The organism is Citrobacter sp. Cpo071 (assembly GCF_030332765.1).
Taxonomy (GTDB): domain Bacteria; phylum Pseudomonadota; class Gammaproteobacteria; order Enterobacterales; family Enterobacteriaceae; genus Citrobacter; species Citrobacter portucalensis.
Genome location: NZ_JAOWHE010000079.1, coordinates 295840 through 318790, shown reverse-complemented (window position 1 = coordinate 318790; position 22951 = coordinate 295840). Strand labels below are relative to the sequence as shown.

Sequence of the window (22951 nt, the reverse complement as noted above, 5' to 3'; positions counted from 1 at the left end):
CGGCCTTTGGCGTCACCGCCTTCCTGCAACTTGAATTATTTAGAGTATGTAGACAGAAAAAAGCAAAACGCCGCCATCCAGCCTTCTCAGGCCTTCTAAGCGGCGTTTTTAGCGTACAGGCGAATCAGAACTGCATCAGTTCTGCTTCTTTCTCTGCCAGCGCCGCATCAACTTTTTTGATTGCTGCGTCAGTCAGTTTCTGTACGTCGTCCTGAGAACGGCGATCGTCATCTTCGCTGATCTCTTTTTCTTTCAACAACGCTTTCACTTTGTCGTTTGCATCACGGCGTACGTTACGTACCGCAACACGCGCGCCTTCAGCTTCACCACGTACGATCTTGGTCAGATCTTTACGACGTTCTTCGGTCAGCGGCGGCAGCGGAACGCGGATGTCAGAGCCCGCAGAGCTTGGATTCAGACCGAGGTCGGAAGCCATGATTGCTTTCTCAACGGCTGGACCCATAGAACGGTCAAATACGTTGATTTTCAGGGTACGGGAATCTTCAACCGTTACGCTTGCCAGCTGGCGCAGCGGAGTCGGCGTGCCGTAATATTCCACGACAATACCATCCAGCAGGCTAGGAGAAGCACGACCCGTGCGAATTTTGCTGATTTGGTTTTTGAACGCTTCGACGCATTTGTCCATGCGTACTTCAGCATCTTTTCTGATATCGTTGATCACGTTACGAATCCTTGAAAGCTTGTTTCAGTCAGACCATACCCGCCACGCAAGATGTGACAAGTATAGTCTTGATTAATTTTGAGGGACGTATCCCGCGACATTAAAGCGGAATATTACCTGCATTTAGCCGCAACGGGAATTATTCCGTGATTAACGTGCCTTCTTTTTCACCCATAACAACACGGCGCAGTGCACCTGGTTTGTTCATGTTAAAGACACGAATCGGTAATTTGTGGTCACGAGCCAGCGTGAACGCGGCAAGATCCATTACTTTCAGCTCTTTATCCAGCACTTCAGTGTAGGTCAACTGTTCGTACATAGTCGCCGTTGGATCTTTAGCCGGGTCGGCAGTAAATACGCCATCGACTTTGGTGGCTTTCAGAACCACATCCGCTTCAATTTCAATACCGCGCAGGCAGGCTGCAGAATCGGTGGTGAAGAACGGATTGCCGGTACCCGCAGACAAAATAACAACGCGGTTGTTACGCAGCAGGCTGATAGCTTCGGCCCAGCTGTAGTTATCACACACGCCGTTCAGAGGAATTGCGGACATCAAGCGAGCGTTCACATAGGCGCGGTGAAGCGCATCGCGCATCGCCAGACCGTTCATTACGGTGGCTAACATGCCCATGTGGTCGCCCACAACGCGGTTCATCCCCGCTTTCGCCAGACCAGCGCCACGGAACAGGTTACCACCACCAATCACTACGCCAACCTGAATACCCAGCTCAACCAGCTCTTTGATTTCCTGAGCCATGCGGTCGAGGATGCTTGCATCAATACCGAAGCCTTCTGAACCTTGCAGAGCTTCGCCACTTAACTTAAGCAGAATACGTTTGTAGACGGGTTTTGCATTGGTAGCCATGTTTCTTTCCTGAGACTGTCAACGAATGAGATGAGTTAATTCCGGCGACATTGTATGTCGCTTTTCAGCATGACCACTATAGCGGTTCGCTGAATTTACAAGCCAGACACAAAAAGAAGCCGCCCTCAGGCGGCTCCTTTAAAAATTAAGACTGCTTGGACATTGCAGCAACTTCTGCTGCAAAGTCAGTCTCAACTTTCTCGATGCCTTCACCCACTTCAAAGCGGATGAAACCAGTTACGTCAGCGTTATGCTCTTTCAGCAGCTGACCAACAGATTTGCTCGGTTCCATGACGAAAGGCTGACCGGTCAGAGAAACTTCGCCGGTGAATTTCTTCATGCGGCCTTCAACCATTTTCTCTGCGATTTCTTTCGGCTTGCCAGACTGCATAGCGATGTCCAGCTGAACCTGGTATTCTTTTTCTACCACTTCAGCGGAAACGTCTTCCGGCTTAACGAATTCTGGTTTGCTTGCAGCAACGTGCATTGCCAGCTGTTTAACCAGTTCTTCGTCAGCGCCAGTTGCAGCAACCAGAACACCGATACGAGCACCGTGCTGGTAGTTACCCAGAACTTCGCCTTCCAGGGAAGCAACGCGACGGATGTTGATGTTCTCACCGATTTTAGCAACCAGAGCAACACGTTCTTCTTCGAACTGTGCTTTCAGAACTTCAACGTCAGTGATTTTGCCAGCAACGGCAGCGTCCAGTACTTTGTCGGCAAATGCCTGGAAGCCAGCATCTTTAGCAACGAAGTCAGTCTGGCAGTTAACTTCCAGAATGAAAGCGATGTTGCCGTCGATTTTGGTTTTGATTACGCCGTCAGCAGCAACGTTGCCTGCTTTTTTCGCCGCTTTGATTGCACCGGACTTACGCATGTTTTCGATTGCCAGCTCGATGTCGCCATTAGCTTCAGTCAGTGCTTTTTTGCAATCCATCATGCCTGCGCCAGTACGCTCACGCAGCTCTTTTACCAGGGATGCGGTAATTTCAGCCATTCTAAAATCCTCGGAAGATTTGATCTGCCCGGCATGAAACCGCACAGATTTAAAAGTGAAAAAGGGGGCCATATACAGGCCCCCTAACCAAACGTGATACTACCTGGCCTATATCCGTCATTCTTCCAGCTGCAGGTGCGTTGTTTTCCTTACTCACCCCAGTCACTTACTTATGTAAGCTCCGGGGGATTCGTTGCGTCAACGCCTTCCTGCAACTCGAATTATCTTGGATATATAAGGGGTCGCTCTAACGAGCGTGCCTTATTATTCAGCTTCTACGAAGCTTTCTTCCGCCTGGGAAGCCAGATCCTGAGAACGGCCTTCACGAACGGTAGTAGCTACAGCGCCCAGGTACAGGGTCACAGCACGGATTGCGTCATCGTTACCCGGGATAACGAAGTCAACACCGTCCGGATCAGAGTTGGTATCAACGATAGCAAATACTGGGATACCCAGGTTGTTTGCTTCTTTGATAGCAATGTGCTCGTGGTCAGCATCGATTACGAACAGAGCGTCCGGCAGACCGCCCATGTCTTTGATACCGCCCAGGCTGTTTTCCAGTTTCTCAAGCTCACGAGTACGCATCAGCGCTTCTTTCTTGGTCAGCTTTTCGAAAGTACCGTCCTGAGACTGAGTTTCCAGATCTTTCAGACGTTTGATGGACTGACGAACGGTTTTCCAGTTAGTCAGCATACCGCCCAGCCAGCGATGGTTCACGAAGAACTGGTCGCAGCTGTTAGCAGCTTCTTTCACCGCTTCGCTTGCAGCGCGTTTAGTACCAACGAAAAGGATTTTACCTTTACGAGCAGAGATCTTGTTCAGTTCAGCCAGAGCTTCGTTGAACATCGGTACAGTTTTCTCAAGGTTGATGATGTGAACTTTGTTACGCGCACCGAAGATGAACGGCTTCATTTTCGGGTTCCAGTAACGGGTCTGGTGACCGAAGTGAACACCAGCCTTGAGCATGTCGCGCATGGAAACAGTTGCCATGATTAAAACCTCTATATATAAAAGTTGGGGTTAAGCCTCCACGCATCCCATATTACCGACCCCAAAGGGCACCCCGGAATATGTGCCGATACGTGTGTGTTGTTACACAAAGTGAGATTTGTCGCTCCCGTCCATCGTGTGTAGTCTTCGAATGGATCGGAAGTCCGGCGCGCTTTATACCACAAATACGCCACCGACACCAATAATTGTTGGCGGTCTGTGCTGAATGAACGATGAATTTCGTGTTACAGGAAGGCGGCAAATTTTTGAATCCCCGGGAGCTTACAACCAGTAAGTGACTGGGGTGAAAAAATGTAGCCAACGCATCTGTGGCACGAAAGGCGAAGTTCAGAATGATTCTCAATTTGGCAGGGTACACCCCAGACTGATACCATTGGCAGCACTTAAACAATTATTGCCGATATCATCGGCACTGATGGACAGAATTTATGGCTATCTCAATCAAGACCCCTGAAGAAATCGAAAAAATGCGCGTCGCTGGCCGCCTGGCCGCTGATGTACTGGAAATGATCGCGCCGTTTGTTAAACCGGGCGTCAGCACCGGCGAGCTGGATCGCCTCTGTAATGACTACATCGTGAATGAGCAGCAGGCTATTTCCGCCTGCCTGGGCTATCACGGCTATCCGAAATCCGTATGTATCTCTATTAATGAAGTCGTGTGCCACGGGATCCCGGACGACGCTAAACTTCTGAAAGACGGCGACATCGTCAACATCGACGTAACCGTGATTAAAGACGAGTACCACGGCGATACCTCCAAGATGTTTATCGTCGGCAAACCTACTATTCTGGGCGAGCGTCTGTGCCGCGTCACACAGGAAAGCCTGTATCTGGCGCTGCGAATGGTAAAACCGGGCATTCGCCTGCGCACGCTGGGCGCTGCGATTCAGAAATACGCGGAAGGCGAAGGTTTCTCTGTTGTTCGTGAATACTGCGGTCACGGTATCGGTCGCGGCTTCCATGAAGAGCCACAGGTTCTGCACTACGATGCAGACGACGGTGGTGTGGTACTGCAGCCGGGCATGACGTTCACCATAGAACCGATGCTGAATGCCGGTGATTACCGCATCCGCACCATGAAAGACGGCTGGACGGTGAAAACCAAAGACCGGAGCTTGTCTGCACAGTACGAGCATACTATTGTAGTGACGGAAAACGGCTGTGAAATTCTGACGTTACGCAAGGATGACACCATCCCGGCGATCATCACACACGGCGAATAATGTTTTGCCTGATGGCGATGCATTCGCATCTTATCAGGCCTACAAATTGTACTACTTAGTAGGCCGGATAAGGCGTTCACGCCATCATCCGGCTTTTTAATGGGTGGCGCATAATGAATACACTTCCTGAACAGCACGCAAATACTGCCCTCCCCACCCTGCCTGGCCAACCGCAAAACCCAGGGACATGGCCACAGCAAGATCTCAACTGCTCCGGCATTAAAGCGCATATCGACACCTTCCAGAACTGGTTAGGCGAAGCGTTTGACAGTGGAATTTCCGCAGAACAGCTCATTGAGGCCCGCACCGAATTTATTGACCAACTGCTACAGCGTTTGTGGATAGAAGCTGGGTTCGGGCAAATAGCCGATCTGGCGCTGGTTGCCGTTGGTGGCTACGGACGAGGCGAATTGCACCCGCTTTCCGATATTGACCTGCTGATCCTGAGTCGTAAAAAGCTGCCTGATGCGCAGGCCGAGAAAGTCGGTGAGCTGTTAACGCTGCTATGGGACGTGAGGCTGGAGGTTGGGCATAGCGTGCGTACGCTGGAAGAGTGTCTGCTGGAAGGATTGTCAGATTTAACCGTCGCCACCAACCTGATTGAAACACGCTTGCTGATCGGCGATGTGGCGCTGTTTCTGGAGCTGCAAAAGCATATTTTTAGCGAAGGTTTCTGGCCTTCCGACAAGTTTTACGCCGCTAAAGTGGAAGAGCAGAATCAGCGCCACCAGCGCTATCACGGCACCAGCTACAACCTGGAGCCGGACATCAAAAGCAGTCCCGGCGGCCTGCGCGATATCCATACCCTGCAATGGGTGGCGCGTCGCCATTTTGGCGCCACCTCACTGGACGAAATGGTCGGCTTCGGCTTTTTGACACTGGCTGAACGCGCCGAGCTGAATGAATGTTTGCATATCCTGTGGCGGATTCGCTTCGCCCTGCATCTGGTCGTTAGTCGTTACGACAACCGCCTGCTGTTTGACCGCCAGCTCAGCGTGGCGCAACGGCTAAACTACGGCGGCGAAGGCAACGAGCCTATCGAGCGGATGATGAAAGACTATTTCCGCGTCACCCGACGGGTCAGCGAACTGAATCACATGCTGTTGCAACTGTTCGACGAGGCGATCCTCGCCATGCCCGCCGATGAAAAACCGCGCCCGATTGATGACGACTTCCAACTGCGCGGCACGTTGATCGATCTGCGCAACGACGACCTGTTTATCCGTAAACCCGAAGCGATACTGCGGATGTTTTACATCATGGTGCGTAACAGCGCGATCAGCGGAATTTACTCCACCACGCTGCGCCATCTGCGTCATGCCCGCCGTCATTTAACCCAACCGCTGTGCTACATCCCGGAAGCGCGATCGCTGTTTCTCAGTATGTTGCGTCATCCGGGTGCGGTGAGCCGCGGTCTGCTGCCAATGCATCGCCACAGCGTGTTGTGGGCTTATATGCCGCAATGGTCGCATATAGTCGGCCAAATGCAGTTTGACCTGTTTCATGCCTATACGGTGGATGAACACACCATCCGCGTAATGCTCAAGCTGGAAAGTTTTGCTAACGAAGAGACCCGTCAGCGCCATCCGCTGTGTGTGGATCTATGGCCGCGTCTGCGACAGCCGGAGTTGATTCTGATTGCCGCGCTGTTCCACGATATCGCCAAAGGTCGCGGCGGCGATCACTCGGTACTCGGCGCTCAGGATGTGCTCAAGTTCGCCGAACTGCACGGCCTGAATTCCCGCGAAACGCAGCTGATCGTGTGGCTGGTGCGCCAGCATTTGCTGATGTCGGTGACCGCTCAGCGCCGCGATATTCAGGATCCAGAAGTGATCAAGCAATTCGCCGAAGAGGTACAAACGGAACACCGTCTGCGCTTTTTGGTGTGTCTGACCGTCGCGGATATTTGCGCCACCAACGAAACGCTGTGGAATAGCTGGAAGCAAAGCCTGCTGCGCGAGCTGTACTTCGCGACGGAAAAACAACTCCGTCGTGGCATGCAAAATACGCCGGATATGCGTGAGCGTGTACGCCATCATCAACTTCAGGCGCTGGCGCTACTGCGAATGGACAACATTGATGAAGAAGCGTTGCACCACATCTGGTCACGCTGTCGCGCCAACTACTTCGTGCGTCACAGCCCAAATCAGCTGGCCTGGCATGCGCGCCATCTGTTGCAACACGATCTCAGCAAGCCGCTGATCCTGCTCAGCCCACAGGCCACGCGCGGCGGGACAGAAATTTTCATCTGGAGCCCTGACCGCCCTTACCTGTTTGCCGCCGTCTGCGCTGAACTGGACAGGCGTAATCTTAGCGTCCACGATGCGCAGATTTTCACTACCCGCGATGGGATGGCGATGGATACGTTCATCGTACTGGAACCGGACGGCAGCCCGTTGTCTTCAGATCGACACGAAGCGATCCGTTTTGGACTGGAACAGGCCATCACGCAGCGCAGTTGGCAGCCACCGCAACCGCGTCGCCAGCCGGCAAAATTACGCCACTTTACCGTCGATACTGAGGTCACCTTTTTGCCGACCCATACCGACCGAAAATCATTCCTGGAGCTTATCGCTCTCGACCAGCCCGGCCTGCTGGCGCGGGTCGGGCAGATTTTTGCCGATCTGGGAATTTCGCTGCATGGCGCCCGAATTACAACCATTGGCGAGCGAGTAGAAGATTTATTCATAATCGCCACCGCCGACCGGCGCGCCCTTAATAATGAGCTGCAGCAGGAAGTGCATCAACGGTTGACAGAGGCCCTCAATCCAAACGATAAAGGGTGATGTTTTTATTTATTATGGAAAGAGTTTAACAATGCAGCAGTTACAGAACGTTATTGAGTCCGCTTTCGAGCGCCGTGCCGACATTACTCCGGCAAATGTAGATACCGTAACCCGCGAAGCGGTGAATCAGGTTATTTCTTTACTGGATTCCGGTGCACTGCGCGTCGCAGAGAAGATTGAGGGTCAGTGGGTCACACATCAGTGGCTGAAAAAGGCGGTCCTGCTCTCTTTCCGTATTAACGATAATCAGGTCATCGAAGGTGCGGAAAGCCGTTACTTCGATAAAGTACCGATGAAATTCGCCAACTACGACGAAGCGCGCTTCCAGAAGGAAGGTTTCCGCGTGGTTCCGCCTGCGGCCGTGCGTCAGGGTGCGTTTATCGCCCGTAACACCGTGCTGATGCCATCTTACGTAAACATCGGCGCTTATGTTGATGAAGGTACGATGGTTGATACCTGGGCGACAGTCGGTTCCTGTGCGCAAATCGGTAAAAACGTACACCTGTCCGGCGGCGTTGGCATCGGCGGCGTACTGGAGCCGTTGCAGGCTAACCCAACCATCATCGAAGACAACTGCTTCATCGGCGCACGCTCTGAAGTGGTTGAAGGCGTGATCGTCGAAGAAGGTTCTGTTATCTCCATGGGCGTGTACATCGGTCAGAGCACCCGTATTTACGATCGCGAAACTGGCGAAGTGCATTATGGTCGCGTTCCGGCAGGCTCCGTGGTCGTCTCCGGCAACCTGCCGTCGAAAGATGGTAAATACAGCCTGTACTGCGCGGTGATTGTGAAGAAAGTCGATGCCAAAACGCGTGGCAAAGTGGGAATCAACGAACTGTTGCGCACTATCGACTAACAGCGATTTGAAAAAGCGGGCTTAGCCCGCTTTTTTTACATCTGCGAGTGGCATAAACAAGGCTTTTCGTTAATTATTCAATGGTTATAGTGAGCTTAAGGGTACCGCTATGTATGACAATCTGAAAAGTCTGGGCATTACTAATCCTGAAGAGATCGATCGTTACAGCCTGCGGCAAGAAGCCAACAACGATATCCTGAAAATCTATTTCCAAAAGGATAAAGGCGAGTTTTTTGCCAAGAGCGTGAAGTTCAAATATCCCCGTCAGCGCAAAACGGTGGTAGCTGATGGCATCGGCCAGGGTTACAAAGAAGTGCAGGAGATCAGTCCCAACCTGCGCTATGTGATCGATGAACTGGATCAGATCTGCCAGCGCGATCGCAGCGAAGTCGATCTTAAACGCAAGATCCTTGATGATTTACGTCATCTCGAAAGCGTCGTGACCAACAAGATCAGCGAAATTGAAGCCGATCTGGAAAAACTGACGCGTAAATAAGCCGTTTGTTGCCGGATGGCGGCGTCTTACGCCTTATCCGGCCTACAGGTATATCCTCGTAGGCCTGATAAGCGTAGCGCCACCAGGCAGTTAATCAATGCTGTTCATCCAGTTGTAACGCCACGTACAGCAGCAGTCGGTCGTCAAAATTCCCCAGATCCAGCCCGGTCAGTTCTGAAATACGATTCAGGCGATATTCCAGCGTATTGCGGTGAATAAACAGTGCCTTTGAGGTGGCCAGCGGCTGGACGTTATGACGAAACCATGCCGCCAGTGTCCGACGCAGCAACCCATTGTTATCCATCGCTTTCAGCCTCACCAACGGACGCGCCAGCTCATTGGCCTGCCAGCCGCCGCGCAGGCTGTCCAGCAGTACTGGCAGCATCAAATCCTGATAGAAATAGCTACGGCTTTCCGGCATCCGCTGCTTGCCGACCATCATGGTAGTGCGCGCCGTACGATACGAACGGGCAATGCTACCGGGCCCGGTAAAATAGTTGCCCAGCGATACGCGAAAACGCAGCTGTCCGTTCTCTTTCATACGGGCAATAAGCTGCTCAACGCGCTTACGATGATCTTCAGCGTCCCAGCGGCCAAACTGATTGAGCGCCGGTTTCAGCACCACCATCTCGGTCAGGGAAACAATCGCAATCAGATTATTACGTTCGGGTGTGGTCAACGCATTCTGCAATTGCTGTAACTCCGCCATCGCACTGTCAACGCCAAGCTGGCCACTATCGACCTCCAACACCGCCACCACGCGTGGCTGGTTCAAATCAATGCCTAAACGCTGGGCCCATTCCATCAGCGCTGGCGTATTCTCTTCCGCCTGAATCAGGTTCATCACCAGCTCTTCACGCAGACGGCTATCCTGCGCTAACAGATGCATCAAGCGCGACTGTTCCAGCATCATTTCGGCGGTCATACATACTAACTCGCCGTATTTGCGCAGATGCTCCGGCTCGCCGGTAAGGCCGATAACGCCAACGATTTCGCCTTCCAGACGTAGAGGCAGGTTTATCCCCTGTCGTACACCGTGCAAGTGACGTGCCACCGCATCGTCGATATCGACCACCCGACCCTGCGAAAGCACCAGCAGCGCGCCTTCGTGCAATTCACCAATACGTTCGCGATCGCCGCTGCCGATTATCCGCCCACGGGCATCCATTACGTTGATATTGGTATCAATGATGCGCATGGTACGCGCCACGATATCCTGCGCCATTTTGGTATCAAGATGCCAACCAGCCATAAACCCCTCCTGTGAGCAGAGCTCAAGCATAGGGAAGATAATAAGCGGCGACATTGTGCAAATGCACAAAGCGAAAGGGAGAAGTATGGAGTTGTGGGAAGTATCACAAAAAGAAACCCCTTCCTGTGCAGGAAGGGGTTGAGGGAGATTACTGCATCAACAGATAGATGGAGCTGTCACCGCGCTGAATGTTCAGCGCCAGTACAGCCGGTTTGCTGTCGAGGATTTTGCGCAGTTCAGCGATGTTTTTCACCGGCTGCTGGTTCGCGCCGATAATCACATCCCCTTTCTTCAGGCCAATCTGTGCAGCCGGAGAATTCGGTTTCACGTCGCTTACCACGACACCTTTGTCCTGGCCTTTGTTGCTCATATCGGCACCTTCGATGCCTTTAAAGATAGAGCTGGAGTCAACCTGAGTCTGGCTGCTCTGCTGCAATTCCAGGTTCACGGTGACCGGCTTACCGTCACGCAGCAGACCCAGGGTGATTTTGCTGCCAACCGGCATCGTACCGACCTGCGCACGCAGGGCGGCGAAGCTGCTGATAGGTTTGCCGTTCAGGGAGGTAATCACATCCCCGGCTTTAATCCCCGCTTTCGCTGCGGAAGAGTTCGGCATCACCTGGCTGACGAATGCGCCACGCTGGGCGTCAACTTTCATCGCTTTCGCCAGCTCAGAGCTCAGCTCGGTACCCATAATGCCCAGCTCACCGCGTTTAACCTGGCCAAACTCAACCATCTGCGAGGTCAGGTTTTTCACCATGTTGCTTGGGATCGCAAAACCGATACCGATGTTACCGCCGTCCGGTGCGAGGATCGCGGTGTTAATACCGATCAGCTCACCGTTCAGGTTGACCAGCGCACCACCGGAGTTACCCCGGTTGATCGCAGCATCCGTCTGAATAAAGTTTTCGTAGTTCTCCGCGTTCAGGCCACTACGTCCCAGCGCAGAAACAATACCGGAAGTCACCGTTTCACCAAGGCCAAACGGGTTACCAATTGCCACGGTGTAATCACCCACGCGCAGCGCATCGGAATCTGCCAGCTTAATCGCCGTCAGGTTTTTCGGATCCTGAATTTGGATCAGCGCGATATCGGAGCGCGGATCTTTACCCACGATCTTCGCGTCAAATTTACGACCATCGCTCAACTGAACTTTAATCACCGTGGCGTTATCTACCACGTGGTTATTGGTCACGACATACCCTTTCGCGGCATCAATAATTACGCCGGAACCGAGTGCCATAAATTTCTGCTGCTGGCCGCCGCCATTGTCAGCGCCCGGTGCGCCGCCCTGGCAGAACGGTGAACTCTGGAACGGAGAACCGTCCTGGCAGAACGGTGAATTATCACCGAAGAACTGCTGGAAATTACGCGGCATGCGCGGCGTATTTACCGTCGTGCTCCCCTCGACGTTAATACTTACCACCGATGGCATCACTTTTTCGAGCATCGGGGCCAGGCTTGGCATCTGTTGGGCGGTCATTGCTGAAGACGACGTCTCAGCCGCTGTAGCAGACAGGGGGGACAACGCCAAACCTAAACTCAGAGCCAGTGCACTCATTGCTAATGTGGTTTTTTTCATGTGTTTCGTTCTCGATTAACAGGTAACGCAAAATTGCTGTATACGTCAGAGTCGTTTTATAGCGCTAAGTTCCAGAATTAAGTTTAAGGAAAAAGTAAAATTTTATTGTCCGTCTTTACAAATGAGTATTTATTGTTCTACGGCCATCAAGCGACGATATTCATCCCAGGCATACAAATCTGTCATTCCGCTGATATAATCCTGAATCAGCCGACAGCGATAATAATATTCCAGAACCGAATACTCGGCGCACCCCGTCGATATTTTACTAACCGCCTCAACATATGCAAGACGATGGCGGGTAGACAACTTCTGAAATAAACGGGACTCGATAGGAAAACGTTTTGCTCTTTCATTGTCGACCAGTTCAGAAAAATCTGACTGAGACATTTTTAATAACGGCTGATAGATCTCCAGCAACCCGCTGATCACCCGATAGCCCTGTAATTCCAGTTGTTCAACATCCGGATGGCTAAACACATGTTTTACCGCCACATTTTTATAAACACCCAGTAGCTGGCTGAAGCTACTGGCATCTTCTAGCAGCGCATGATTAAAGCTGCCTTCATAAATCTGCGGCAAATTATCAATAAACCGCTGGGCCGCATATGGCACCAGTTTATTCAGCGTATTGACGCGTAAATACATAAAGAACTGATCTTCGGTACTCCGGCTTAATGTATTTGAACGTGACTTCTCCCAGGCGTTTTCAACAACCTGGCTAAACAGGGAACCTTTTTCATGCTGCCCCCACGCCTCATGCAGGTGGTGATAAAGTTGCTCGACGCTAAAGATTCTTTTCTCAACGGCATCTTCCAGATCCGCCACGCAATAAGAGATATCATCGGCAGCTTCCATAATCCAGGTTAATGGAAAGCGACTGTAAGGCGCTAATGATAATTCTTTACGCAACCGCTCAATATACGGTTCTTCAGAAAGGTAATAACCCGGCTTCTTCATTAAATAGTTGTGTGTCTCGGGTGCACTGCCGCGCCACCACGCCGGACGGGTATATTTTAAAATACCGCCAACCTGCGCCCAGGTAAGGTTCATACGCATCAACGTATGCACAAGGCGAATACCCTGCGCATTGCCTTCAAAATGGCACAGGTCCTGGCGCACCTTGCGGCGAATATCATTCAGCGACTCTTCGCCTTCACGCAATCGTAATGCCGTCACCTGGCAACGGTCATCACTTAGGGGCTGACTTTCTGCGTCTGCGGGATACAGTCGCTGGCGAAACCAGTCATTAATTGCCGCCTCCCCAAAATGGCCAAACGGCGGATTACCAATGTCATGCATCAGGCAGGACATTTCGACAATACTCTCAAATGGCCCTGTCAGTTCATCCAGGCCATACTGCTCCAGCAGCTTTAGTTCTTTCAGTCGGCTGAGGATCTCTTTCGCGATATAGCGCCCAACCTGCTGAACTTCCATCGAGTGCGTCAAGCGTGTGCGTACTGCCGCATTACGCTCCAGCGGAAAGACCTGCGTTTTTTGTTGCAGTCGGCGAATTGCCGGTGAATTGATAATACGTCCGCGATCGCTTTCGAAAATACGCAGGATCTCATGCTCAGTCTTCACGCCCTGCGGCGAACGGTAACGACGATGCCAGTTTATTTTTTTTCGGAAATCGATCTGTGCCATGTCCTCTCCCGCCTGAGAAATGCGCTACCCCTTAAGCGCATGATAGACTATGCCCTCAAATCTGGCTTATCGCGAGTAAATCTATGAAAATCGGCATCATTGGTGCAATGGAAGAAGAAGTTACGCTGCTGCGTGACAAAATCGAAAACCGTCAGACCATCGCGCTCGGCGGTTGTGAAATTTACACCGGCCAACTGAACGGTACAGAGGTTGCGCTGCTGAAATCGGGTATCGGTAAAGTGGCTGCGGCACTGGGCGCTACGCTGCTGCTTGAACGCTGCAAGCCGGACGCCATCATTAATACCGGTTCTGCGGGTGGCCTGGCCTCTACGCTGAAAGTCGGGGATATCGTAGTTTCTGACGAAGCGCGCTATCACGACGCCGACGTCACTGCCTTTGGTTATGAATTTGGTCAGCTACCGGGCTGCCCGGCGGGTTTTAAAGCCGATCCTGCGTTGATTGCTGCCGCAGAGTCTTGCATCGCCGAACTCAATCTGAACGCCGTTCGCGGACTTATCGTCAGCGGCGACGCATTCATTAACGGTTCCGTGGGGCTGGCTAAAATTAAGCATAACTTCCCACAGGCGATTGCCGTTGAGATGGAAGCGACCGCAATTGCGCACGTTTGCCACAACTTTAACGTGCCATTTGTCGTGGTTCGCGCTATCTCTGACGTTGCCGATCAGCAGTCCCATCTCAGCTTTGACGAATTCCTGGTGGTTGCCGCGAAGCAGTCAAGCCTGATGGTTGAAACGCTGGTACAGAAACTGGCGCATGGCTAAATTACTCTCCAGGGCGCTGGTCGCCCTGCTTTTCACTCTCCCGGCGTTCCTTTACGCCGCGCCGCGTGTTGTGACGCTTTCTCCTGCCAATACTGAACTCGCTTTTGCCGCTGGCATTACCCCCGTTGGCGTCAGCAGCTATTCAAACTACCCGCCAGAAGCCAAAAATATTGAGGAAGTCTCAACCTGGCAAGGGATGAATCTTGAACGTATTGTGGCGCTGAAACCTGATTTGGTCGTCGCCTGGCGCGGGGGAAATGCTGAGCGGCAGGTGAATCAACTGACCTCTCTGGGAATTAAGGTCATCTGGGTGGATGCCGTTACCATTGAGCAGGTTGCCGATGCGCTACGCCAATTAGCAGCATGGAGCCCCAAGCCTGAACAAGCTAAACAGGCGGCGCAAACCATGCTTGATGACTATGCTTTACTTAAATCTCAGTATGCCAACAAACCGAAAAAACGCGTGTTTCTCCAGTTTGGTGCCAATCCTCTGTTTACCAGTGGAAAAGGTTCTATTCAGCACGAAGTTCTTGAGGTATGCGGCGGAGAAAACATCTTTGCCGGTAGTCGGGTTCCCTGGCCGCAGGTTAGCCGTGAGCAGGTCCTGGCACGAGCCCCCCAGGCTATTGTTGCCACAGGCGGTCCGGGCGAAACTCTGAAAATTGAGCAATACTGGGGAAACCAGCTAAAAATACCCATTATTACACTTAATAGTGACTGGTTCGAACGCGCGAGCCCGCGTATTATCCTCGCCGCAAAACAACTCTGTAATGCGCTTTCACAGATAAATTAGCGCCTGCCCCCACCAGGTCTGTTGTGAGGATTTAAAAATGCTCGTCTATTGGCTTGATATTGTCGGCACCGCGGTATTTGCAATCTCTGGCGTATTACTGGCCGGAAAATTACGTATGGATCCGTTTGGCGTCCTGGTACTCGGCGTGGTTACCGCCGTTGGTGGTGGAACGATCCGCGATATGGCGCTGGATAATGGACCGGTTTTTTGGGTTAAGGATCCTACCGATCTGGTGGTGGCGATGATCACCAGCATGCTGACGATCCTGTTGGTACGTCAACCAAGACGCATACCGAAATGGATCCTTCCGGTGCTGGATGCCGTTGGTCTGGCTGTGTTCGTGGGTATTGGGGTCAACAAGGCATTTCTCGCAGGAACAGGGCCGCTGGTGGCGATTTGTATGGGGGTGATTACCGGCGTTGGTGGTGGGATCATTCGCGATGTGTTAGCTCGTGAAGTCCCGATGATTTTGCGCACCGAGATCTACGCCACAGCCTGTATTATCGGCGGGATCGTGCATGCGACAGCGTTTTATACCTTTGATGTTTCACTGGAAAACGCCAGTATGATGGGGATGATTGTCACCCTGCTGATTCGGCTTGCCGCCATTCGCTGGCATCTGAAATTGCCGACGTTTGCGCTGGATGATAACGGGCGTTGATATGACGATACAGAACATGTAGGCCGGATAAGGCGTTTACGCCGCTATCCGGCACATTGCCCGGTGGCGCTACGCTTACCGGGCCTACAACATCAGACCATCAGTATTACAGACAGCAATCAGATGCTGAAAGAAGAACCACACCCGCAGGTGCTTTTCGCATTCGGGTTAGTCACAACGAAGCGGGAACCTTCCAGACCTTCGGTATAGTCAACCGCGCCGCCCACCAGATATTGCAGACTCATCGGATCAACGACCAGACCAACACCTTGTTTCTCAATGGTCATATCACCTTCATTGATCTGATCATCAAAGGTGAAACCGTACTGGAAACCGCTGCAACCACCGCCAGTGATATACACGCGTAATTTCAGATTCGGGTTATCTTCGTCAGCGATCAGGCTTTTAACTTTATTGGCTGCTGCTTCAGTAAATTGCAGTGGCAGCGCTACGTCATCACTCATATTTTGCTCCAAACGACATCGGCAATTGGGTAAATTTCAACCCAATATTTTGGGCCATTATCTAATACCCTGGTATTTCGTTCAAGTATTCTCGCCAGCGGCAGTACCCTGGCTTTTTGCCGCCTGCTCCGCTTCCTGTTTTGCCAGCGTACGAGCGAGGATAGTCGAGTATAGCGGCTTTCCGCCCATAAATTGGGCTAATAGTGTTGCGCCAAGACAGGTAATAATCATTGGCAAAATGAGCTGATAGTTATCGGTCATCTCCAGCACCAGTACAATACCTGTTAGCGGCGCACGCACCGAAGCAGCCAACAAAGCCCCCATTCCGGCAATGGCAAAGGTTCCGGCCTCCAGGTGATACTGCGGAAAAGAGGCCGCCGCAGCCATACCGAACGCCGTACCAAGCAACGTCCCCAACGCCAGCATCGGGGCAAAGATCCCACCGGGCGCGCCGGATGAGAAGCACAGCAGCGTGGTGACGACCCGGGTGATAAATATAAACAGCAGTAGACCGACGCTAAAATTGCCTGCTGCGGCAATCGGGATCAGGTTAAAGCCACCGCCTGCCGCTTCAGGTTGAATTAATCCCAGGATACCGCACAGACCGCCGATCGCGCCGCCCATCAGCACCCATTTTTTAATTTCACCACCGTGGAAGCGCTGGAACATATCCTGGGTACGCAACACCATGGTGTTAAACAATGGCCCGACACAGCCAAAAATAAGCCCGAGCACCAGATACAGCCACAGCGTATTTACTGGCGCATTAGACAACTTTCCGACTTCAATTATCGGGGCTTCACCGTTGAAAACACGAAACACAATGCTCGACATAATAACGCCGGTAAACACGGCTTTGATCGACACAAGGTTATAGCGAAACTGCGGGCGCATCTCTTCAATAATGAACAGGATCCCCGCCAGCGGAGCGTTAAACGCCGCCGAAAGGCCCGCTGCCGCACCGGTAGCCAATAAGGTATGCCGCGCTTCGGCGCTACGCATGCGGAAAATATCCAGCACCATGCGCCCGAGGTTACCCCCAATCTGCACGGTCGGACCTTCACGCCCAAGCACCATGCCAGCACCCAGCGTGCCCATGCCGCCGATAAATTTCACCGGCAGGACACGCCACCAACGCACAGGTCGCAGCTCTTCCAGCGCACCTTCAATCTCTGGGATCCCCGAACCACCGGCTTCCGGCGCAAATTTACGCACCAGGAAATAGCCGACCATCGCCAGCAACGCCGAGAGAATAAACGCCAGCGGCCACAGCAGAATGTCATGGTCCGCAACCTGAGCCAGCGCGCCAATGCGCTGATTCTGCACCCAGGTCACCGCTTTCTCAAATGCCACGCCAACAAGCCCTGTCACAGTACCTACTACTGCAGCCATCAACAGGATCGCCAACGGCGTTTTGTCTCGTTCCAGGAGACGACGAATTTGATCCCTGCGGCGTAAACGCACAATTTGCTGTGCTTCAAAAGAGGGAGTGTCTGTCTTCATCAGATGATCATTAATTGGTAATACAAATACGGAATCGGCATTCTACTCGCACATTTCGCGAAAATCCCCTGCAAATCGCATTGTTTCAAATGCGTAAAACTTTCATAACCTTCTCTGAATAACTAGAATAGCGGGCATTTACTTTTTCTACGAACCAGGACCCCATCCATGAGTAAGTCTGAAAATCTCTACAGCGCAGCACGCGAACTTATCCCAGGCGGCGTTAACTCCCCCGTTCGCGCCTTTACTGGCGTGGGTGGTACTCCGCTGTTTATCGAAAAAGCGGACGGCGCGTATCTGTACGATGTCGATGGTAAAGCCTATGTCGATTACGTCGGTTCCTGGGGACCGATGGTACTGGGTCACAACCACCCGGCAATCCGTAATGCGGTGATTGAAGCTGCGGAGCGCGGTTTAAGCTTCGGTGCACCGACCGAGATGGAAGTGAAAATGGCGGAGCTGGTCACCGAATTAGTGCCGACCATGGACATGGTGCGCATGGTGAACTCCGGTACGGAAGCGACAATGAGCGCAATCCGTCTGGCGCGCGGTTTCACCGGTCGTGATAAAATCATCAAATTTGAAGGCTGCTACCACGGCCATGCTGACTGCCTGCTGGTCAAAGCCGGTTCCGGCGCGTTAACGCTGGGCCAGCCGAACTCCCCTGGCGTTCCAGCTGATTTCGCGAAACACACCCTGACCTGCACCTATAACGATCTCTCTTCAGTGCGTGCAGCGTTTGAACAGTACCCGCAGGAGATTGCGTGCATCATCGTTGAGCCGGTTGCCGGCAACATGAACTGCATCCCACCGCTGCCAGAATTCCTGCCAGGCCTGCGTGCATTGTGCGATGAGTTTGGCGCGCTGTTGATTATCGATGAAGTGATGACCGGTTTCCGCGTGGCACTGGCCGGAGCACAGGATTATTACGGCGTCGTGCCGGATCTGACCTGCCTCGGTAAAATTATCGGTGGCGGAATGCCCGTTGGCGCATTCGGCGGTCGCCGCGATGTGATGGACGCACTGGCGCCGACCGGTCCGGTTTACCAGGCGGGGACACTTTCCGGTAACCCGATCGCGATGGCGGCAGGTTATGCCTGTCTGACCGAAGTCGCCCAACCGGGTATTCATGAAACGCTGAACGAACTGACGATGCGTCTGGCGGAAGGTCTGTTGGAAGCTGCCGAAGAAGCGAATATTCCGCTGGTGGTTAACCATGTGGGCGGAATGTTCGGGATTTTCTTCACCGATGCAGAAACCGTAACCTGCTATCAGGATGTGATGGCATGCGACGTTGAACGCTTCAAGCGCTTCTTCCACATGATGCTGGATGAAGGAATTTATCTGGCGCCGTCCGCGTTCGAAGCGGGCTTTATGTCCGTGGCGCACAGTGAAGACGATATCAATAACACCATCGACGCCGCGCGCCGGGTGTTTGCGAAATTGTAAAAAAGAGAACGTGCAGAAATGTAGGCCGGGTAAGGCGAAGCCGCCACCCGGCTTTTTTATTGCCGGATGTCGACGCAAAGCGTCTTATCCGGCCTACATGAAAGGGGTCAGCCTCAGCGGCTCTGCTTTCTCAGCAGATAGATAAAGTACGGCGCACCAATAAACGTCGACAATAATCCCGCCGGGATCTGATACGGAAACAGCACCATCCTGCCGCACCAGTCAGCAAAGACCAGCAACACGCCACCCGCCAGCGCCGAAATCAGCATATGCGGCATCGCCCGACGAAAACCCATCATACGGGCAATATGCGGAGCCATCAGCCCGACAAAACTCAACGGTCCAATAGTCATGGTGGCTGTCGCCGTCAGCCCTGCCGCCAGCAGCAGTAACCCCACGCGTGATGGCGTGATAGCCATACCGACAGCCCGCGCCGTATCGCCGCCGAGCGGTAAAATTGTTAGCCAACGGCGGCACAGAGGCGTCATCGCCAGCAGAATCACCATCACAATCCCGGTACGCAGTACTTGCTCTCCGCTCGCGTTATAGGTTGAACCGGAAATCCAGGTCAACACGCCCGCCATGCGCGGATCGCCGCTGGCCTGCAGCATCATCAGCAGCATAGTAAAGGCCGTACTGAGCGCCATACCGGCCAACAGCATACGGTGCGGTGAAAAACCACCGCGCCCGGCGGCAATCATAATGATAAGCAGAGTAACCGCGGCCCCGAGGCTTCCGGCAGGCAGCAGCCAGCCAAAAGCATTTCCGGGGACCAAAAACAGCATGAGTACCACGCCAAATGCCGCACCGGAGCTAATGCCCAGCACTTCCGGGCTGGCCATCGGGTTGCCCGTCAGACGTTGAATAATACAGCCCGCTACCGCCAGCATCACCCCGGCAATCAGGGCCGCCAGAATGCGAGGCCAGCGCCAGGGCATCAGCTCATCCAGCATCGCGCCGCTAGCCCATGTCCAGCCATGTGCGTCGCGGCCAAACGACAGCGCCACCACGAGGGTTAGCAGCAAGATTACGCCACCCGCCAGCGCAAACATCAGCACATTCTGACGCTCAGCGGCGATGCGATTACTGACGTTCATATCCGGGGCGCTCATACTCCTCAAGCGCGGCAACAACCACAGTAGCAACGGTGCGCCAATCAACGCCGTCACTGAACCGGTGGAGACTTCCATCCATACGCGGGTCAGCCACAGAATGATTTGGTCGGAGAGCCAGAGGATCAACGCACCAATCAGCGGGGCAAGCACCAGACGTGCCAGCAAACGACGCGCACCGAGCATTTTCGCCAGCAGCGGTGCAAACAGGCCAATAAAGCCGATAATTCCAACCGCGTTAACCAGTAAGGCGCTGATGACAATGGCCAGCGATAACGCCGCCAGACGTGCCAGCGACAGCGCCAGACCGAGGTTACGCGCCACGCCGTCATCCAGTCCCATCAGCGTCATTGGGCGTAACAACAACAGAGTCAGCATCACACCGCCCAACAGCTGCGGCCACAGACGCTGTACGCCGCTCCAGTCGGTTTGCGTTAACGTGCCGCTGCTCCATAAAAACATGCTTTGCAGCTGATCGTGATGGAAGATAACCATCAACTGATTAATCGCCCCGCAGTACAGGCTGACCACCAACCCGGCAAGGATTAACGTCACCGGAGAAAGGCGCTTGCCCCAGGCAACGCCAAACACCAGCGCCCCAACGACACATGCTCCCGCCAGCGCCGCAAATTGCGTGGTCAGCGCACCAGGAATAGCCCACAGCGTGGTAACCGTAATGCCCAACTGCGCACCAGTCGCAACGCCCAGCGTGGTTGGCTCCGCCAGCGGGTTACGCAACACCTGCTGAAACAACACGCCGACCAGGCCCAGCCCGGCGCCGACCAGTAGCGATATCGCCAGCCTCGGCAGCAGGCTATAGTGAAAAACCATCTGCTCAATGATGTCGATATCCGGTGACCAGATAGCCTGTTGCCACTGACTGCGCGGTAGCGCAACGGAGAAGTTAACCCATGTCAGCCAGCAGGCAGCAACAAACAGCACCAACAACAGCAACGCCGGATGGCGGCTTCGCCTTATCCGGCCTACAAAGCGCCCAAACCGTAGGTCGGATAAGGCGTTTTTCGCGCCGCCATCCGGCATTTCAAGTTTCCTGCTCACGCTTTGCCTCCCAACGCATTATCCAGAATACGGGCAAAATGCATGGCCGATAGCGTTGCGCCATAAAACCAAACGGCAGGCACACGTTGAAAACGTCCGCCACGGACAAACGGCATCGCCTGCCATAATGGCGTAGACATCAGCGCAGCCATCTCTTTATCATTGCCGTGATCAAAGCACAGCACATCGACATCCTTATAAGCAGCCAGACGGTCAATACTCACGGCAGTGCTGCCCCAGAAGTTTGTTTCTCCCTGCCAGGCGTTAGGGATCCCATATTCGTCCAGTATGTCCTGGAACAGGCTGTTTGAGCCAAACACCAGCATATGTCGCGAATCAAGCAAGGATGTCAGGAGCACGGGACGCGCGCCGCGTTGCATAAAGCGCGGTTTCAGGCTGGCGATATAACGATCGTACTCAGTCAAATGGCGTTCAGCAGAGGCTTGCAGATTGAACAATTGCGCCATTTCCTGCAGCGACTGTCGCGCAACGACCAGCGGCTTTTTGCCATCGCTAAAGTTAAATCCCCGGCCAGGTGCAATCCGCGCCAGCTTTTCAGGGGAAGGACCGTAACCTGCCGACCAGAGCAGAAACGAGGGCTTCATTTCGGTCAGCAGTTCGAGATTGGGTTCCGTACGTAGCCCGACATCAATTACCGAGTCCGGCAGAGGAGGCTCACTGACCCACAGCTTGTAGTTAGGGATATCTGCGATGCCATACGGCGTAATACCCAGCGCCAGCAGCAGCTCTACCGGCAGCCATTCCAGCGCGACAATGCGCTGGGGATCAACCGCCGCGGCGTGCGCCGTATTCATCCGCCACAGCAGAGGCGACAGCGCCATCGCCGTAAGCAGCCGCCGACGGGTAATATGATGTAATCCGATCATTAATAGACAAAACTCACGGGTGCGGCACCGGCCGGATGCGGCAAAATGCCCATCGGGATACCGTAAATTTGTTCCAGAGTTTCACTGCGCATCAGTTCAGCAGGCGTTCCTTGAGAAATCATCTCACCGCCGCGCAGCGCAACGAGGTAATCGCAGTAACGGGCCGCCATATTGATATCATGCAGCACCGCAACCACCGTCAGCCCGCGCTGCTGGCTTAAGCGGTGCACCAGCGCCAGCACGTCAACCTGATGGGCGATATCCAGCGCGGAAGTTGGTTCATCAAGCAGCAGACAGCGGCTGTCCTGTGCCACCAGCATGGCAATCCACGCGCGTTGGCGTTCCCCACCGGACAGGCTATCGACCAGACGGTGCGCCAGCGGCTTTAAACCTACCAGCGAAATTGCTTCTTCTACCTTCTCTCTGTCGGCAACGCCAAAACGCCCCAGCGCCCCGTGCCACGGATAACGACCAATCGCCACCAGTTCGCGTACGGTCATCCCTTCTGCCTGCGGCAGCTGTTGCGGCAGATAGGCGACCTTGCGGGCAAACGCTTTACTACTCCAGCTCTCCAGCGGCTGTTCGTCGAGCAGGATTTCACCTTCTGACGGCGGCTGATGACGTCCCAGCATTTTCAATAATGTCGATTTACCGGAACCGTTGTGGCCGATAAGACCAGTCACTTTCCCTACAGGAAAAGTTAATGAGAGAGGATGCAAAAGCGTGCGGCCAGGCACACGAAAGGAGACATTACGCAACGCAAAAGTGGTGTCGGGATGGGATCTGTTTTCCTGCATAGCAGCCAACTTGTAAAACGGGCACGCAAAGCGTGCCCAAAGAGAAA

The 22951-nt window shown here is 53.4% G+C and carries 21 protein-coding genes; 8 read left to right on the top strand and 13 right to left on the bottom strand.

The features are described from left to right. Positions 1 to 124: 124 nt before the first annotated feature. The 4 genes from frr to rpsB all read right to left on the bottom strand — a co-directional run bounded on the left by frr (position 125) and on the right by rpsB (position 3534). The gene (gene frr / locus OGY09_RS11940) at positions 125 to 682 is read right to left on the bottom strand and encodes a ribosome recycling factor (RefSeq protein WP_003018547.1); all 558 of its coding nucleotides are present in this window, start codon (positions 680 to 682) and stop codon (positions 125 to 127) included. A gap of 139 nt (positions 683 to 821) precedes the next feature. Next, a complete protein-coding gene (gene pyrH, locus OGY09_RS11935) occupies positions 822 to 1547 on the bottom strand; it encodes a UMP kinase (RefSeq protein WP_003018549.1) in 726 nt (241 codons plus the stop codon). A gap of 145 nt (positions 1548 to 1692) precedes the next feature. After that, a complete protein-coding gene (gene tsf, locus OGY09_RS11930; protein ID WP_003018551.1) occupies positions 1693 to 2544 on the bottom strand; it encodes a translation elongation factor Ts in 852 nt (283 codons plus the stop codon). 264 nt (positions 2545 to 2808) lie between these two features. After that, positions 2809 to 3534: a 30S ribosomal protein S2 gene (rpsB, locus tag OGY09_RS11925; RefSeq protein WP_003018553.1), complete on the bottom strand. Its 726-nt coding sequence runs from the start codon at positions 3532 to 3534 to the stop codon at positions 2809 to 2811. 449 nt (positions 3535 to 3983) lie between these two features. Here rpsB and map point away from each other — a divergent pair, with 449 nt between their 5' ends. The 4 genes from map (at position 3984) to OGY09_RS11905 (ending at position 8916) form a co-directional block, all read left to right on the top strand. After that, the gene (gene map, locus OGY09_RS11920) at positions 3984 to 4778 is read left to right on the top strand and encodes a type I methionyl aminopeptidase (RefSeq protein WP_003829182.1); all 795 of its coding nucleotides are present in this window, start codon (positions 3984 to 3986) and stop codon (positions 4776 to 4778) included. 113 nt (positions 4779 to 4891) lie between these two features. Continuing rightward, positions 4892 to 7564, top strand: coding sequence for a bifunctional uridylyltransferase/uridylyl-removing protein GlnD (gene glnD / locus OGY09_RS11915; protein ID WP_003829184.1), 2673 nt, complete (start codon positions 4892 to 4894; stop codon positions 7562 to 7564). A gap of 31 nt (positions 7565 to 7595) precedes the next feature. Continuing rightward, complete coding sequence (gene dapD / locus OGY09_RS11910) at positions 7596 to 8420, top strand: 2,3,4,5-tetrahydropyridine-2,6-dicarboxylate N-succinyltransferase (RefSeq protein ID WP_003829186.1); 825 nt, start codon at positions 7596 to 7598, stop codon at positions 8418 to 8420. A 109-nt stretch (positions 8421 to 8529) separates the two neighbouring features. After that, entirely contained in the window at positions 8530 to 8916 is a 387-nt protein-coding gene (locus OGY09_RS11905) for a DUF3461 family protein (protein WP_005132126.1), read from the top strand. A 94-nt stretch (positions 8917 to 9010) separates the two neighbouring features. Here OGY09_RS11905 and cdaR read toward each other — a convergent pair whose 3' ends face one another. From cdaR to dgt, 3 genes are all read right to left on the bottom strand, one after another. Continuing rightward, positions 9011 to 10168 (bottom strand): DNA-binding transcriptional regulator CdaR, encoded by a 1158-nt coding sequence (gene cdaR, locus OGY09_RS11900; protein WP_003829189.1) that lies wholly within the window; start codon positions 10166 to 10168, stop codon positions 9011 to 9013. A 148-nt stretch (positions 10169 to 10316) separates the two neighbouring features. Further along, a complete protein-coding gene (degP, locus tag OGY09_RS11895) occupies positions 10317 to 11750 on the bottom strand; it encodes a serine endoprotease DegP (RefSeq protein WP_003829191.1) in 1434 nt (477 codons plus the stop codon). A 129-nt stretch (positions 11751 to 11879) separates the two neighbouring features. Continuing rightward, complete coding sequence (dgt, locus tag OGY09_RS11890; RefSeq protein WP_032942402.1) at positions 11880 to 13397, bottom strand: dGTPase; 1518 nt, start codon at positions 13395 to 13397, stop codon at positions 11880 to 11882. 83 nt (positions 13398 to 13480) lie between these two features. Between dgt and mtnN the strand changes: the two genes are divergently transcribed. Genes mtnN through OGY09_RS11875 form a run of 3 tightly spaced genes read left to right on the top strand, consistent with a single transcriptional unit; the run spans position 13481 to position 15633 of the window. Beyond that, complete coding sequence (gene mtnN / locus OGY09_RS11885) at positions 13481 to 14179, top strand: 5'-methylthioadenosine/S-adenosylhomocysteine nucleosidase (protein WP_003829195.1); 699 nt, start codon at positions 13481 to 13483, stop codon at positions 14177 to 14179. Further along, positions 14172 to 14972, top strand: coding sequence for a vitamin B12 ABC transporter substrate-binding protein BtuF (gene btuF, locus OGY09_RS11880; RefSeq protein WP_003829197.1), 801 nt, complete (start codon positions 14172 to 14174; stop codon positions 14970 to 14972). Before mtnN ends, btuF begins: the two co-directional genes overlap by 8 nt. A 37-nt stretch (positions 14973 to 15009) precedes the next feature. After that, the gene (locus OGY09_RS11875) at positions 15010 to 15633 is read left to right on the top strand and encodes a TRIC cation channel family protein (protein ID WP_003829199.1); all 624 of its coding nucleotides are present in this window, start codon (positions 15010 to 15012) and stop codon (positions 15631 to 15633) included. 119 nt (positions 15634 to 15752) lie between these two features. Here OGY09_RS11875 and erpA read toward each other — a convergent pair whose 3' ends face one another. Genes erpA through clcA form a run of 3 tightly spaced genes read right to left on the bottom strand, consistent with a single transcriptional unit; the run spans position 15753 to position 17600 of the window. Further along, positions 15753 to 16097: an iron-sulfur cluster insertion protein ErpA gene (gene erpA / locus OGY09_RS11870; protein WP_032942401.1), complete on the bottom strand. Its 345-nt coding sequence runs from the start codon at positions 16095 to 16097 to the stop codon at positions 15753 to 15755. Further along, positions 16090 to 16155 (bottom strand): small protein YadW, encoded by a 66-nt coding sequence (gene yadW / locus OGY09_RS11865; RefSeq protein ID WP_122973801.1) that lies wholly within the window; start codon positions 16153 to 16155, stop codon positions 16090 to 16092. The genes erpA and yadW overlap by 8 nt, the downstream gene beginning before the upstream one ends. Positions 16156 to 16178: 23 nt before the next feature. Beyond that, on the bottom strand, positions 16179 to 17600 hold the full coding sequence (gene clcA, locus OGY09_RS11860; RefSeq protein WP_032942400.1) for a H(+)/Cl(-) exchange transporter ClcA: 1422 nt from the start codon (positions 17598 to 17600) through the stop codon (positions 16179 to 16181). 168 nt (positions 17601 to 17768) lie between these two features. Here clcA and hemL point away from each other — a divergent pair, with 168 nt between their 5' ends. Beyond that, positions 17769 to 19049, top strand: a complete 1281-nt coding sequence (hemL, locus tag OGY09_RS11855; RefSeq protein WP_032942398.1) for a glutamate-1-semialdehyde 2,1-aminomutase — start codon at positions 17769 to 17771, stop codon at positions 19047 to 19049. A gap of 113 nt (positions 19050 to 19162) precedes the next feature. On the opposite strand, the gene fhuB is transcribed toward hemL, so the two are convergent. The 3 genes from fhuB to fhuC are packed head-to-tail and all read right to left on the bottom strand — an operon-like array spanning position 19163 to position 22904. Continuing rightward, complete coding sequence (fhuB, locus tag OGY09_RS11850; protein WP_122973772.1) at positions 19163 to 21202, bottom strand: Fe(3+)-hydroxamate ABC transporter permease FhuB; 2040 nt, start codon at positions 21200 to 21202, stop codon at positions 19163 to 19165. A gap of 14 nt (positions 21203 to 21216) precedes the next feature. Continuing rightward, positions 21217 to 22107 (bottom strand): Fe(3+)-hydroxamate ABC transporter substrate-binding protein FhuD, encoded by an 891-nt coding sequence (fhuD, locus tag OGY09_RS11845; RefSeq protein WP_032942396.1) that lies wholly within the window; start codon positions 22105 to 22107, stop codon positions 21217 to 21219. Then, positions 22107 to 22904 (bottom strand): Fe3+-hydroxamate ABC transporter ATP-binding protein FhuC, encoded by a 798-nt coding sequence (gene fhuC, locus OGY09_RS11840; protein WP_003829206.1) that lies wholly within the window; start codon positions 22902 to 22904, stop codon positions 22107 to 22109. Before fhuC ends, fhuD begins: the two co-directional genes overlap by 1 nt. Between the last annotated feature and the right edge of the window lie 47 nt (positions 22905 to 22951).